Source organism: Amycolatopsis pittospori (assembly GCF_013870525.1).
GTDB lineage: Bacteria > Actinomycetota > Actinomycetes > Mycobacteriales > Pseudonocardiaceae > Amycolatopsis > Amycolatopsis pittospori.
Genome location: NZ_JACBXD010000042.1, coordinates 55,468 through 68,885 on the forward strand (window position 1 = coordinate 55,468; position 13,418 = coordinate 68,885).

The window sequence follows — 13,418 nt, forward strand, 5'->3', positions numbered from 1 at the left end:
AGGTTGACGATCCGAGGATCGTCAACCGCGAGTTGACGCAACCGTCGCTTTGAGGTCGAACCCGTGCGCCTCCAGCGCCTCGAACCGCGGCGCCGGATCCGCCGCGAACAGGCGGCGGGCGGCGATGTGATCCGGCGGCCGGTTCACCGACTCGACACCGGCGAGGACGCCGTCGCGGAACGACAGCACCGAGAACTTCCCGCCCTCGCGGTCGCCGGTCACCACGGTGTCGTCCGACCCGGTCAAGATCCCGGCGATCTGCAGTTTCGCGCCGAGCTGGTCGGTCCAGAACCACGGCAGACTGTCGTAGGGCGCGGCCTCTCCGAGGATCGCCGCGGCCGCCGCCCGCGCCTGGTCGACGGCGTTCTGCACCGACTCCAGCCGGGTCGCCGTCCCGGCCTGGACACACGGGAAGTTCGCGCAGTCCCCGACCGCCGAGATCTTCGGATCGCCGGTCAGCAGGTGTTCGTCGACGACGACGCCGTTCGCCACCGCCAGCCCGGCCTCCTCGGCGAGGCTGGTCCGCGGTTCCACTCCGACCCCGACCAGCACGAGGTCCGCGGGAAGCCGGCGGCCGTCGCTCAGTTCCACTTCGGTCACCCGGCCGTCGCCGTGCAGCGCCGCGACTCCCTGTCCGAGCAGGACCGTGTGCCCCGATCCCTCGTGCAGTGCGGCGAAGTACGCCGAGACCTCCGGAGTCGCGACGCGCGCCATAAGCCTGTCCAGCGCCTCCACGATCGTCACCGGACGTCCGGCGTGCGCGGCGAATTCGAGGCCGATGAAACCGCCCCCGACCACGACGACGTTCTCCGCGTTCTCCAAAGCCGTCCGCAGGACGTCGGCGTCGTCCTTGGTGCGCAAGGTGAACACGCCGTCCAAAGTGGACCCCGGCACCGGCAGTGTCCGGTTGCTCGATCCCGTCGCCAGGACGAGATGGTCGTACCCATGGGTGCTTCCGTCCTCAAGCACGACCTTCGCGCCTTCGCGGTCGATCGACGCGACGCGGCCCGCGATCAGCTCGATCCCCTTCTCCGCGAAGAAGTCTTCGGCCCGCAGGCGCAGCTGGGCATCTCCCGCGGTCCCGGCCAGATAGCCCTTCGAAAGGGGCGGCCGCTGATACGGCAGACCGGGTTCGTCGCCGATCAGCACCACCCGCCCGCCGAACTTCCTGTCCCGCAGCGAGGTCGCCACCCCGAACCCGCTCTGCCCGGCCCCTACGACGAGGACGGTCTCCATCGGCGCTCCTTCCGTTGTGCTCCCCACCATTCAACACAGATCCCGGCCCCTTCGGCCGCCCCTTCGAAACGTGATCCTCACGCCGCCGAAGCGCTACGGTCATGCCCGGCGACTTGGCTTGATCGCCGAGGTTCCCGGAGGTCACAGGGGGTTACATGAGCACCGGCCGACCCGAGGTCCACCCGGTCGACGCCCGCCCGCCGTTCCCGAAGCTGACGCTGCTCGGCCTGCAGCACATGTCGATCATGTACGCGGGTTCGGTGGCGGTCCCGCTGGTCGTCGGCAGCGCGCTGAAACTGGACGCGGCGACGATAGCGTTGCTGGTCAACGCGGATCTGCTGGTCGCGGGCATCGCGACGCTGATCCAGGCGATCGGGATCGGACGGCTCTTCGGCATCCGGCTCCCGGTGGTCGCGGGCGCGACCTTCACCGTGGTCAACCCGATGATCATGATCGCGTCCCAGTACGGCATGCAGGCCGTCTACGGCGCGATGCTCGCCTCGGGTGTGTTCGGCCTGCTCATCGCGAAACCGTTCGCGAAGATGATCCGCTTCTTCCCGCCGCTGGTCTCGGGCACGCTGCTCGTCGTCATCGGCATCTCGCTCCTCGGCCCCGGTGTCGGCCTGATCGCAGGCCACGACACCGCCTCCCCGGACTACGCCGAACCTGCCGACATCGCGCTCGCGTTCGGCGTGATCGCGGTGATCATCCTGTTCACCCGGGTCCTGCGCGGCTTCGCCAACCAGATCGGCCCGCTGCTGGCGCTGCTGATCGGCCTGGCCGCGGCGATCCCGATGGGCCTGGTGAGCTTCAAGGGCATCGCGGACGCCGACTGGTTCGGGCTCGCGTCGCCCTTTCACTTCGGCCCGCCGACCTTCCCGATCGCGGCGGTGCTCTCGATGTGCGTCGTGATGCTGGTGACCTACACCGAATCCACCGCGGACCTGGTCGCGGTCGGCGAGATCACCGGCCGTCCCCCGACCGACTCGGATCTCGCGCGCGGCCTCGCCACCGACGGCCTCTCGGCCATCCTCGGCGGGGCGATGAACTCGTTCCCGGACACGGCTTTCGCGCAGAACGTCGGCCTCGTCCAGATGACCGGGGTCCGTAGCCGCTGGGTGGTCGCGATGGCGGGCGGACTGCTCGTGCTGATGGGACTGGTGCCGAAGGTCGGCGCGTTCGTGGCGGCCGTTCCGGAGCCGGTGATCGGCGCGGTCGCGGTGGTGATGTTCGCGATGGTCGCCGTGGTCGGTGTGCAGAACCTGAAGAAGGTGGAGTTCTCCGGAAACCACAACACCTTCATCGTCGCGGTGTCGTTCGGTGTCGGGCTGCTGCCCGCGTTCTCCACGAACCAATTCGGGAACTCGATCTTCTTCCAGCACTTCCCGGCGTGGCTGCAGACCATCTGCGGCAGCCCGATCACGGTCGCCGCGATCGTCGCCTTCACCCTCAACCTGCTGTTCAACCACCTCGGCAAACGCCGGGAGGCGGACCCGCTTAAGACGCCCTAAGACCGGAGACTCAGCACCAGAGCCATTTCGGCCACAGGTTGCACTCTTCGGTCGGTGTCGTGGTGGGTGGCGCCGGGGTCGGGTTGGGCGGCTGCGGCGGGCCCGTGGAACCGGTCGTGCGCGGCGGATCGGCCGGCTCGCTCGCCGAAGTCGGCGTCGTGGGGTCCGGGGTGTCGGACTTCGAGGGCGCCGAACTCGACGTCCGGCGGCTGGACGTCGCCTTGCTGGACTGCGAAGACGTCGCGCCGTCGGTGCTCTCGCCGGTCCCGCCCGCCACCGTGGACGGCTGCGCCGACGTGGCGTCGGCTCCACCGTTTTCCGAAGGCCGTTTCGGCATCTCGATGACGCTGATCTGGTTCGGTTGCGCGGTCTGTTCGGGGTCGGAATCGAAACCGACGAGGATTCCGGCCGCGCCGCAAGCGACGACCACGGCGATCACAACTGCGATAACTCTCCAGCGTGACTTTGCCCGTGACTCCTCGTGGTCGTCCCAGCCCTCGCGAATGAGCAGGTCGGCGACCGAAACGTCGTCGTCATCCACCAGCTGAACCTTTCGCACCCGGGAACGAGCAAACAGTAGTTTTACCGGAGCTCACCGCTGAATGGGTGAAGTTAACCAAAAATTATTCACCCGATGGAAGACAGTAGCGCGTGCCAGTCACACAGCGTGGATCCATGTGCTTTCGCGCATATAACCGGTGGTCACCCTTCGGTTCGCGTATACAGCGTCCCTCGCGGGTGGTGTAATCGACGGTGCCAGCACCGGAAGAGGGGGTTCGGACGGATCATGGAGGCTGACGCCCTCGCCGTGCCCGGAGCCGGAAATCCCGGTAGCCGGGTAGGCGCACCGCTCGGGAACGAGCCGGTCGGCGATCTCGGCCTCGCGGGCGACCAAGCCGCCATCTGGTCGTACGACTTCGAGAACGAGGCGTTGTCCTGGCTGCCCGGACTGCAGAACCTGCTGGGTGGAGCCGACCTCACCGAGTCCGATCTCGAGGCAAGGCTCGCCGATCTGGTGGCCCCGCTGACCTCCGGCACCCGCACTTCCCCGCCGTGGCGCGAGTTCGAACTCGAGCAGTCGTTCCGGAACCCGGCGGGCGAGATCCGCTGGGTCCGCCTGCGCGCCCGCACCATCGGCGACGAGAACGGTTCGACGGGGCTGCTCGGTATCGCGACCGACGTGACCGACGTCCGCGAGAACCGGCAAGCCCTCGAAGATCTCACGGACCGTTACCGGCTTTTGGTGGAACTCAGTCCCGACGCGGTCTGCGTGCACGAAGCCGGCATCGTCACGTACGTGAACAGGGCCGCGGTGAGGGCGCTCGGGGCATCCTCGACCGCGGAGCTGATCGGGCGGCCGATCATGGACTTCGTGGCCGCCGAGTCGCTTCCGGCCCTGCTGGACAGGATCGCCTCACTGCACCGGCAGGGCGCGTCGACCGAGCCCGCCGACGCCGTCATGCGCCGCCTCGACGGCGCGAAATACCTGGTTCAGAGCATTTCGGTGCGGACGACCTGGGAAGGCAGGCCGGCGTTCCAGGTCATCATGCGCGACATCAGCGCGCAGAAGGCCGCGGAAGCGACGTTGCGCTACCAGGCCGCGCTGATCAGCCACGTCAGCGACGCGATCATCGCGACCAGCGGCTCCGGCGTGGTGACCAGCTGGAACCCGGCCGCCGAGAACGTCTACGGCTGGACGGCGGAGGAGGCGATCGGCGGCACGGTGAGTGAGCTCGTCGGCGCCGCGCTCGTCCCCGAAACGGTGCTGCGCAAGGGCGGCGTCCTGCGAACGACGCATCGCCACCGCAACGGCTCGACGTTGGCCATCCGCATCTCGGCGGCGGAGATGAACGACGGCTTCGTCCTGGTCTGCGCCGACGAGACGGCCCGCCGGCGCGCCGAACAGCACTACAGCACCGTGGTGGCGTCGCTCGACGAAGGCGTGGTCGTGATCGGCCCCGGCGGGCTCATCGAATCGGCGAACCCGGCCGCGTGCCGCATCATCGGCGTCGACCACGACGACCTCATCGGTGTCCCGTGCGTCACGCTGGAGCTGTACGACGACCAGGGCCGCATCCCGCCGGCCCGGATGCCGTCGGTGGTGACCAGGCGGACCCGGGTCACGCAGAACGGCGTCGTACTCCGGTTGCGACGGGGCGACGGCGACGACGTCTGGATCTCGCTGACGTCGCGGCTCCTGACGCCGGAAGACCCGTCGGCCCTGTCGGTGGTCGCCTCGTTCACCGACATCACCGAACGCCGCGCGATCGGCGAGCGCCTCGCCCACGAGGCGACGCACGATCCGCTCACCGAACTCGCGAACCGGACGCTGGTGCTGGACAGGCTCGCCGACGCGCTGTCCGGCTCGGGCCGCGCCGACCTGACCACGGTGCTGTTCATCGACCTCGACAAGTTCAAGGTGATCAACGATTCCCTCGGGCATTCCGTCGGGGACAAGGTGCTCCGCATCGCCGGCGACCGGCTGCGCCGCGGGATCGGCGAGAACGACCTCGTCGGCAGGCTCGGCGGCGACGAATTCGTCGTCGTCACCGCGGAAATCGCCGAAGCGGGCGAGATCAAGGCGCTGGCCGAGCGGCTGCGCGAGTCGCTGACCGAGCCGATCACGGTCAACGGCAGACAGCTGCACATCGACGCCAGCATCGGCATCGTCACCGCCGCCGCCGACGACACCCGTACCGCCGAAGATCTCCTGCGGGACGCGGATGTCGCCATGTACCAAGCGAAAACGCTCGGCCGCGCACGCTACGAGTTCTTCGACGTCGAACTGCGGGAGCGGATGCAGCGACGGCTCCGCATGGAGCAGGACCTGCGCGACGCGCTGCAGAACAACGAACTCTGGACGGCGTACCAGCCGGTCGTGGACATCGAGACCGGCGAGATGGTCGCCGTGGAAGCGTTGCTGCGCTGGAAACATCCTTCGCACGGCACGATCTCGCCCGCCGAGTTCATCCCGCTGGCCGAGGAAAGCGACCTGATCAACCTGATCGGCAAGCACGTCCTGCGCACGACCACCCGCGAGATCGCGAAACGGCGCGAACAACTCGGCATCGACCTCAACCTCAAGGTCAACCTTTCCGCCCGGCAGCTGGACGACCCGCTCCTGGTGCCCACGGTGCAGGACGCGATGAAGACCACCGGGCTGCCGCCGCACGCGCTGACCCTGGAGGTCACCGAGAGCGCGCTGATGCGCGACCAGGCCGCGGCCGCCGAGGTGCTGACGTCGTTGCGCGATCTCGGTGTCTCGCTGGCGATCGACGACTTCGGCACCGGCTACTCGTCGCTCGCGCAGTTGCAGCGGCTCCCACTGGACACGCTCAAGATCGATCGCACCTTCGTCACCGGCATCGCGGAATCACGCGACGCAGCCGCGATCGTCAAGAGCATCATCGCGATGGCGCACGCGGTCGACCTGATCGTCGTCGCCGAAGGTGTCGAAGACGAAGACCAGCTCACCGTGCTGCGCGAATTGCGCTGTGACCAGGCTCAGGGCTTCCACCTGGGCCGCCCCGCGCCCCCCGACCAACTTTTCGGAGTCGCTGAATGAGTGTCGAGATCAAGTCCGGAGAAGACCGCTACGACATCGTCGTGGACGGGAAACCCGCCGGGTTCCTGGAAACCCGCACGCGGCCGGACGCCATCCTGTTCCTGCACACCGAAATCTCGGACGACTTCTCCGGGCAGGGACTGGCGGGCAAACTCGTCACCGCCGCACTCGACGACGTCCGGGCGCAGGGCAAGTCCGTCCTGCCCTACTGCCCGTACGTGCGCTCCTACATCGCGAAGCACCGCGAGTATGAGGACCTCGTCCCCGAGGACAAGCGCGCCGAGTTCGAGCTCTGAGCCCTCAGCCGGGGTAGATCTTCAACAGCTTCGCGAGCTCCTCTTCGGTCAGCACGACGTCCAGTTCGCGAAGCGTCGCGTCGAGGCGTTCGGGCGGGATCGTGGTGGTCTCCTTCGTCCCGTCCGGCCGTTCGACGATGAACTCGTCGCCGATCAGCTTGCGGCTGAGCCCTTCTTCCAGGCGCATGATCACCAGGCGCCCGGTGAACGGCGAGCGCGGATGCGTCGACGTGTAGTGGTGATAGACCTCGTAGTCGATCCGGTGCATCGGCGTGAGCGTGAAGGCGTGCAGGTCGGTCCAGTCGTCGCCTTCCAGCTTCTGCAGGCGCCACCGATCGCCGTCGGCGACCATCCGGTGCGGCCAGCCCGCCTGATCGACCACGGCGCCGTCGACCAGCGGCATCGGCACCAGCATCCCGGCGCCGAATCCGACGTCGACCAGATGCTGCACGCCGTCGGCCTCCACCACCAAGGTCATATGCGTGTACGGCCCGTTCTTCTGCGGCTGAACGCGCGCGACGAGACGGCGCACGGGGTAGCCGAGCTGTTCGGCGGCCGCGGCGAACAGGCTGCCGTGTTCGTAGCAGTAGCCGCCGCGATGCCGCCGGACGAGTTTGCCGATCACGGCATCGAGCGCGATTCCCTTGTGCTGTCCCAAAACGACGTCGACGTTCTCGAACGGGACGGCCAGGATGTGTGCCTTCGCCAGTTCACGCAACGCGTCGGCGGACGGCTTCGCGCGCTCCTGGCCGATCCGGCCGAGGTAGGCGTCGAGGTCGAGGGTGTCGACGGTCCATTCGTCGACCTGCTCAGGTGCGAGTGTCATGTCCGAAGCCTGACACCTCTACCTAACTCGAAGTCAACATCAGGCAGCGAAGCTCACTTTTCGAGTGCTCGTAAGGAGAATTCGATGAGACCGGGTTTCGCGATCTCGGGAAGCCGGTGTCCCAACTGGCAACTGGCAACGGCCACCGACTTTCGTCAGTTCCACGAACGAGTGATCATTGGCCACTCTTCCCGAGTGAGCCGGTGAGAGACGCCGGTGTGGAAGGAGAAAGCAAGTGAGGACTCGTTCCCTCGTCGCCGGCCTGCTGGCCGGAGCGGCCGCCGTACTCGGGTCGGCGATGCCGGCTTCCGCCGCCGAACCGCCCTCGGGCGTACAGCCGTTGATCGTGGGAGGTGTGGACGCGACCGAAACCTACAGCTTCATGGCGTCCATGCAGAACAAGAGCGGCGACCATAACTGCGGCGCGTCACTGATCGCCCCGCAGTGGCTGGTGACCGCCGCACACTGCGTCGAAGGCGAGGAACCCGCCAACTGGCAGTACCGCATCAACACCACCGACCACACCAAGGGCGGCGAGGTCGCCGAGGTGGACAAATTCGTGGTCCACGAGAAGTACGACGGCTCCGGCCCGTACGACATCGCCGTGGTGCACCTGACCAAGCCGGCGGAGGCGGCACCGATCGAGATCGGCCAGTCGCCGAAGCCGGGCACCGACGTGCGGGAGATCGGCTGGGGACTCACCTGTCCCACTCGCGGCTGCGGTGACGCCCCGGTGAATCTCCAGCAGCTCGACACCACGATCGCCGAAGACTCCGGGTGCTCCGGTTCCGGAGCCTACGACGCACAGACCGAGCTGTGCATGGACAACCAGGGCGGCAAGGCGAGCGCCTGCTACGGCGACTCGGGCGGCCCTGCCGTGGTCAAGGCGGGCGACAAGTGGACGCTGGTCGGCGCGACCAGCCGCGGTCAGACCGCCAGCTGCCCGGAGATGCCGGGCATCTACACCGACGTGACCGCGTTCGCCGACTGGGTCGGCCAGCAGACCGGCAAGCAGGACACCCGCTCCTGACGCCAGGTTCCGCACCGCGCGGTGGCGCCCGATGCTCCTGCGACATCGGCCGCCACCGCGCGTCGGCCTGTCTACCGCGGAATCGAATTCGACCTCAGACATGAAAAAACCGCCTTGACCTGAGTCAAGGCGGTTTCAAGAGCGGTGGCCAGGGCCGGGGTCGAACCGGCGACCTTCCGCTTTTCAGGCGGACGCTCGTACCAACTGAGCTACCTGGCCGGGAACGCCGGCCTGGAGCCGAACGATCTTGCGACCCTGACGGGACTCGAACCCGCGACCTTCGCCGTGACAGGGCGACGCGCTAACCAACTGCGCCACAGGGCCTTGCATACTGCTTTGTAACTGTACTGCGTACTCCCAACGGGATTCGAACCCGCGTTGCCGCCTTGAAAGGGCGGAGTCCTAGGCCGCTGAACGATGGGAGCCCGTTCGGTTTCGGCGAACCGACCGACCGCGCTCTCAGGTTCCCCTGGGAGCGAAGATAACTATAGGACACACCCGTTTGGGCGTCCGCACGGGGGTTCCCCTAACCGTTCACAGGGCTTGGACCTGCGAGAACGCGACGAGTTCAGGATAGCAGCGCCGGAGCGGCCGCGAGGGCGCCGAGACGCCGCCGAAGCCCGTCTCGCTCGGCATCTGTGAGAGTGACGGCGAGCAACTCGGCCACGCGTTGGTCGGTGAGGTGTTCCGCGCGCCGCCATCGCTGCCTCAGATCGCCCTTCGCCTCCGCCGCGGCGATCAGTTCGCCGGCGGCCTCCTCGGACCACGCGGTGCGCAGGAGCCGGCCGCGGCCGCCCTCCGGGTCCGCCACGACGGCCTCGGGCACCGTGAGGCCCACCGCGCGCAGGGCGGCGAAGTGGACGCCGCCGCGGAACTCGCGGAAGACCATGAGCGCGAACGCCAGGCGCTCGACGTCGTCGTCCGGGCGTTCGGCGAGTTGCCATCCGGCGAACAAGGCGAGACCACTCGCGTCCGCGGCGTCCACCAGACGGAAGAGCAGACCGGCCAGGCGGCCGGGGTCGTCGGCGTCCGAAAGGCTGACACGGCCCCACCTCGCCGATGACCGCGAGTAGGCGCGGACCGCGGAGACCGCGTCGAGGGTCTCCATCGCGGGCGGCAAGGCGGCCTCGAAGAGCCAGTGCGGGAAGATCCCGAACAGCTCCGCGACGACCTTCGGCGGCGGATCGCCCAATACCGCCGACCGCCCTCGGAAGTACAGCGCCCGCGGCGCCAGGCCCACCTCCGCCTCGACCTCGGCGAGCTCCGGGGAGGTCATGAATCTTCCGCCCAAGACCTGCACCGGACCCCGGATCTCCCGCGCCGGTCCCATCGCTTCGTCATCCATGGCCACTCCCGCCGGCTTGAATGATAACAGTGTTACACAACCGGCGGCCCACCCGTCAAGCACAAAGAAAGACCCAGCCACGCGGCGAACACACCACGCGGCCGGGCCTTCACGAACGACCGGAGACGACCTCAGCGCTGAACAGGCGCCTGCCCGTCGTCATCCAGCGTCAACCCCAACATGTCGAGCAACTGGACACAGTCATCGACACCCAGCGCCCCATTGGCCACCGCCAGCCGGGCACGCCGCACCTGATCGTCGGACACCCGCTGGGCATCCCCCTGACCCGTGCGCTGCGCCGGCAGACCGCCCGCCAACGTCTGACTTCCCCCATCGGCACCTTCGTACCGAAGGAGGAACTGTCGAACTTCCACAGACCCACCCATGGTTCCTCCAAACGGCCAACGAACAGCTTGGCCGCGAGGCTAGCCAGAGCCGGCCGCGACACACAGCCCCCCGGAGAGTGAACCTGTCACCACGCTCCGCACAACGCAGAGCAATCACCCGCACACCGGCACCACATGAACCACAGGCGAACCACAGATGACCGACCGACCGGAATTCTGCCCGCGCCCACTCGCCCTCCGCGCCGAACCGTGCAACAATCGATTTGCTGACACACCCCCGGTCAGCGCCTGTGGAGATCCCCTCCGACCCCCGCGTTCCTCCCCCTGGCGCGGGGGTCGCTCCGTTTTCTGGGGGGCCACCCCCCAGACCCCCAGGGTCCGTGGCGTAGCGGTTGGCAGCCCCGGTTCGGGCGAGTTGGCAGGGCGAGTTCCGGGATCGGCGTTTTGGGCTTGTTAATCGTTCTCGGCTTGGGTTGTGGTTGCGTTTTGTGATCACGGGTGTGGTCGTTCTTGTGGGGATTGGGCCATTGGAGGAAAAAAGAATGGTGTGTCGTGGCTCACGGTGGTTGGTTTGCCGAGACCGAACCGTTATCGTGGCCCGGTGCCCCTTCCTTCCCTGAGTCGCCGCAATGCCACCCGCACGAACCTCAAGCCGGTCAACCCCGGTCGTCACCGCAACTCCTCCGCCAAGGAGGCCGACGCGGTCGTCGAAGACACGGAGCTCACCAGCTACCTTCGTGCCCTCGCACCGGACAACGACCCGGAGAGCACCGGCACCGGTAAGCGATTCGGTGAGGCGCAGGTGTTCCAGCTGCGCATGAACCTCATCGCGAGCGAACAGCTCAAAGACGCCGCCGAGGAACGCAACCTGTCGCCGCAGGCGCTGGCCCAGGAATGGATCCTCGAGCGCCTCTCGTGGGAATCGCAGGCCAACTCGGCCCAGCAGCGCCGCCACGAAGAAGCCCACACCGACGAGTTCCACTTCGACGCGAACGCGTTCGAGCAGCCCGTCCCCCGCTGACCCCCGTCACCCCCGGAACGGAACAGCACAACAGAAGAAGCTTTCAGCACCATAGAAAAAGCCCCCGGCGAGAACGCCGGGGGCTTTTCTGATCAGTCTGAGCAACGCCTGAGGGCGGACTCAGATCGCGCGGACCTTCTGGGCCTGCGGGCCCTTCTGGCCCTGACCGACCTCGAACTCCACTCGCTGATTCTCCTCGAGAGTGCGGAAACCGCGACCCTCGATCTCCGAGTAGTGAACGAAGACGTCGCCCTCGCCGCCATCCTGCGCGATGAAGCCGAAGCCCTTCTCCGCGTTGAACCACTTCACAGTGCCTTGCGCCACCGCTGTACTCCTCGTTGCACATCCGCTTCGAGTGCCACCGAAGCGACACCCAGACCGTCCCGGGCGGTTCCAACGAGTCGAGCGAAGAGCGCGTCACCGGCTCATGGCTCGCGTCAGAAGTTCCGCGAGTGTGAAGCCACGAACACGCAAAACGACGGCCTGATGGCAGAGTACCGGGATCTGGCCATATTTGAAGCCCGTGATCGGACTCTGGGCACCCCCAAGTCCCAAGGTCACCGGAACGTCGTATACCGCTCCGCCTTCTGTCGGACCCTCTCGCTACCCTGTCGCCGCGCGCCGACCTCAGGTCATCGCCGGACACGGACCGAAGTCGGTCATGCCCCGTTCGTGAACTACGATCCACTCGATTGTGACTCGCATCACTCTCTGTGGGATCAACTTCAGGGGCGGTCCGGACGTCATGGTCGGTGTACAGGGGAGCAAAGGGGAAGCTTTGAGGTTCACTGAAACCGCGCGCCGCCGGGCGGCGTTCGCGGCACTGGGGCTGGTCGCCGTTCTGACGCTGGGGGCGTGCAGCAGCGAGCCGACCGTGTCGGCGAGCGGCCCGGACGGCGGAGGCCCGATCAGCAGCGAGACCGGCGGACAGGCGGCCGCGCCGGCCAAGCTGAGCTACGAGCCGGCCGCGGGCGCGCAGGACGTCGCGCCCGGCCAGCCGATCAAGGTCAGCGTCGCCGACGGCACGCTCGACCAGGTCGTGCTGACCAACCCGGACGGCAAACAGGTCGCCGGGCAGCCGTCCGAGGACAAGAAGAGCTGGACCACCACCGAACAGCTCGGCTACGGCAAGACCTACACCTGGTCCGGCAAGGCCACCGGCACCGACGGCAAGCCCGCCGACATCGGCGGGGCCTTCACCACGGTGAAACCGCGTAAGCAGGTCGGCGCCAACATCAACGTCTTCGACGGGCAGACGTACGGCGTCGCGATGCCGATCACGCTGACCTTCCCGAGCAAGGTCACCGACAAGGCGTCGGTCGAGAAGGCGCTCTCCGTCGAGACCACGCCGAAGACCGAGGGCTCGTGGGCCTGGGTCCACGACGACACCTCGGTGCACTGGCGGCCGAAGGCGTATTGGAAGCCCGGCACGACCGTGAAGTTCAACGCCAAGATCTACGGCGTCAAGGTCGGCGAAGGCGTGTACGGCAAGGAAGACCGCTCCGCGAGCTTCACCATCGGCCGCGAGCAGATCGCCAAGGGCAACACCCAGACCCACCGGCTCCTGGTCATCCGTGACGGCCAGCAGATCGCGGACTACGCGGCCAGCTACGGCCTCGACGCCGACCCGGGCCGCGTCACCCCGAGCGGCACGCACGTCGTGATGTCCAAGCACGACACGTACTCGATGACCAACGAGCGCTACAACTACGAGAACATCGTCGTGCCGTCCGCGGTGCGGTTCTCGACGAACGGCGAGTTCATCCACGGCTACGGGCCGTCGATCTGGGCGCAGGGCAAGAAGAACATCTCGCACGGCTGCGTGAACCTGGCGCCGGTGAACGCCAAGGCGTACATGGACGGCGCGCTCGTCGGGGACCCCGTCGAGATCGAGGGCAGCACGGTGAAGATCAACCGGGCGCGGGACTACAGCGACTGGACCTACTCCTGGGACGAGTGGACGAAGCTGTCCGCTCTCGCGAGCTGACCGGACTTCCTGGGAACCGTGCGGCCGGAGACCCTCTGTGGTCTCCGGCCGTTCGTGTGGAAAGCCCTCGAAATCCGATGCAACCCCACGGCGGGCGAGGCGCATGTCTAACGGCAGAAGGCGCCGCGGCCCATGAGCGGCGCCCGGATCGAGGAGACACTCTTGCGTACTCGTATCGTTCTTTCCCTTGGCGCGCTGCTGCTCGCGGGCGGCGCCGCCTTCGCGACCACGTCGCTGGCCTCGGCCGACCAGAG

General features: G+C 67.4%; 12 protein-coding genes and 3 tRNA genes. 6 read left to right on the forward strand and 9 right to left on the reverse strand.

The features are described 5' to 3' along the window. Positions 1-21: 21 nt before the first annotated feature. Positions 22-1,236 (reverse strand): NAD(P)/FAD-dependent oxidoreductase, encoded by a 1,215-nt coding sequence (locus H5J31_RS23175; RefSeq protein ID WP_181774737.1) that lies wholly within the window; start codon positions 1,234-1,236, stop codon positions 22-24. A gap of 155 nt (positions 1,237-1,391) precedes the next feature. Between H5J31_RS23175 and H5J31_RS23180 the strand changes: the two genes are divergently transcribed. Then, entirely contained in the window at positions 1,392-2,747 is a 1,356-nt protein-coding gene (locus tag H5J31_RS23180; protein ID WP_181774738.1) for a nucleobase:cation symporter-2 family protein, read from the forward strand. 10 nt (positions 2,748-2,757) lie between these two features. On the opposite strand, the gene H5J31_RS23185 is transcribed toward H5J31_RS23180, so the two are convergent. Then, positions 2,758-3,288 carry a serine/threonine protein kinase gene (locus H5J31_RS23185; RefSeq protein WP_181774739.1) on the reverse strand — a complete coding sequence of 177 codons (531 nt, stop codon included), beginning with the start codon at positions 3,286-3,288 and terminating at the stop codon, positions 2,758-2,760. A gap of 246 nt (positions 3,289-3,534) precedes the next feature. On the opposite strand from H5J31_RS23185, the gene H5J31_RS23190 reads away from it, so the two are divergent. Then, the gene (locus H5J31_RS23190) at positions 3,535-6,312 is read left to right on the forward strand and encodes a sensor domain-containing protein (protein WP_181774740.1); all 2,778 of its coding nucleotides are present in this window, start codon (positions 3,535-3,537) and stop codon (positions 6,310-6,312) included. Beyond that, on the forward strand, positions 6,309-6,608 hold the full coding sequence (locus tag H5J31_RS23195; protein WP_181774741.1) for a GNAT family N-acetyltransferase: 300 nt from the start codon (positions 6,309-6,311) through the stop codon (positions 6,606-6,608). Before H5J31_RS23190 ends, H5J31_RS23195 begins: the two co-directional genes overlap by 4 nt. A gap of 4 nt (positions 6,609-6,612) precedes the next feature. Here the strand turns inward: H5J31_RS23195 and H5J31_RS23200 are convergent, their stop codons facing one another. Beyond that, positions 6,613-7,434, reverse strand: coding sequence for an arylamine N-acetyltransferase family protein (locus H5J31_RS23200; protein ID WP_181774742.1), 822 nt, complete (start codon positions 7,432-7,434; stop codon positions 6,613-6,615). 235 nt (positions 7,435-7,669) lie between these two features. Here H5J31_RS23200 and H5J31_RS23205 point away from each other — a divergent pair, with 235 nt between their 5' ends. Then, a complete protein-coding gene (locus H5J31_RS23205) occupies positions 7,670-8,464 on the forward strand; it encodes a S1 family peptidase (RefSeq protein ID WP_181774743.1) in 795 nt (264 codons plus the stop codon). A 145-nt stretch (positions 8,465-8,609) separates the two neighbouring features. Here the strand turns inward: H5J31_RS23205 and H5J31_RS23210 are convergent. The 5 genes from H5J31_RS23210 to H5J31_RS23230 form a co-directional block, all read right to left on the reverse strand. Continuing rightward, positions 8,610-8,683: transfer RNA gene (locus H5J31_RS23210), tRNA-Phe, on the reverse strand. A 31-nt stretch (positions 8,684-8,714) separates the two neighbouring features. Then, positions 8,715-8,788 (reverse strand) — tRNA-Asp (locus H5J31_RS23215). Between the two features lie 28 nt (positions 8,789-8,816). After that, positions 8,817-8,889: transfer RNA gene (locus H5J31_RS23220), tRNA-Glu, on the reverse strand. Between the two features lie 143 nt (positions 8,890-9,032). Continuing rightward, on the reverse strand, positions 9,033-9,809 hold the full coding sequence (locus H5J31_RS23225; protein WP_181774744.1) for an SCO6745 family protein: 777 nt from the start codon (positions 9,807-9,809) through the stop codon (positions 9,033-9,035). A 131-nt stretch (positions 9,810-9,940) separates the two neighbouring features. After that, positions 9,941-10,195: a hypothetical protein gene (locus H5J31_RS23230; RefSeq protein WP_181774745.1), complete on the reverse strand. Its 255-nt coding sequence runs from the start codon at positions 10,193-10,195 to the stop codon at positions 9,941-9,943. A gap of 562 nt (positions 10,196-10,757) precedes the next feature. On the opposite strand from H5J31_RS23230, the gene H5J31_RS23235 reads away from it, so the two are divergent. Next, complete coding sequence (locus H5J31_RS23235) at positions 10,758-11,177, forward strand: hypothetical protein (RefSeq protein WP_181774746.1); 420 nt, start codon at positions 10,758-10,760, stop codon at positions 11,175-11,177. 120 nt (positions 11,178-11,297) lie between these two features. Here the strand turns inward: H5J31_RS23235 and H5J31_RS23240 are convergent, their stop codons facing one another. Beyond that, positions 11,298-11,501, reverse strand: a complete 204-nt coding sequence (locus H5J31_RS23240; protein ID WP_003097368.1) for a cold-shock protein — start codon at positions 11,499-11,501, stop codon at positions 11,298-11,300. 421 nt (positions 11,502-11,922) lie between these two features. Here H5J31_RS23240 and H5J31_RS23245 point away from each other — a divergent pair, with 421 nt between their 5' ends. Next, positions 11,923-13,164 carry a L,D-transpeptidase gene (locus H5J31_RS23245; protein ID WP_181774747.1) on the forward strand — a complete coding sequence of 414 codons (1,242 nt, stop codon included), beginning with the start codon at positions 11,923-11,925 and terminating at the stop codon, positions 13,162-13,164. Positions 13,165-13,418 lie beyond the last annotated feature (254 nt).

Coding starts and splice junctions, on each gene's coding strand:
- H5J31_RS23175 (WP_181774737.1), bottom strand. CDS start 1,236: ATGGAGACCGTCCTCGTCGTAGGGGCCGGGCAGAGCGGGTTCGGGGTG.
- H5J31_RS23180 (WP_181774738.1), top strand. CDS start 1,392: ATGAGCACCGGCCGACCCGAGGTCCACCCGGTCGACGCCCGCCCGCCG.
- H5J31_RS23190 (WP_181774740.1), top strand. CDS start 3,535: ATGGAGGCTGACGCCCTCGCCGTGCCCGGAGCCGGAAATCCCGGTAGC.
- H5J31_RS23195 (WP_181774741.1), top strand. CDS start 6,309: ATGAGTGTCGAGATCAAGTCCGGAGAAGACCGCTACGACATCGTCGTG.
- H5J31_RS23200 (WP_181774742.1), bottom strand. CDS start 7,434: ATGACACTCGCACCTGAGCAGGTCGACGAATGGACCGTCGACACCCTC.
- H5J31_RS23225 (WP_181774744.1), bottom strand. CDS start 9,809: ATGGATGACGAAGCGATGGGACCGGCGCGGGAGATCCGGGGTCCGGTG.
- H5J31_RS23230 (WP_181774745.1), bottom strand. CDS start 10,195: ATGGGTGGGTCTGTGGAAGTTCGACAGTTCCTCCTTCGGTACGAAGGT.
- H5J31_RS23245 (WP_181774747.1), top strand. CDS start 11,923: ATGGTCGGTGTACAGGGGAGCAAAGGGGAAGCTTTGAGGTTCACTGAA.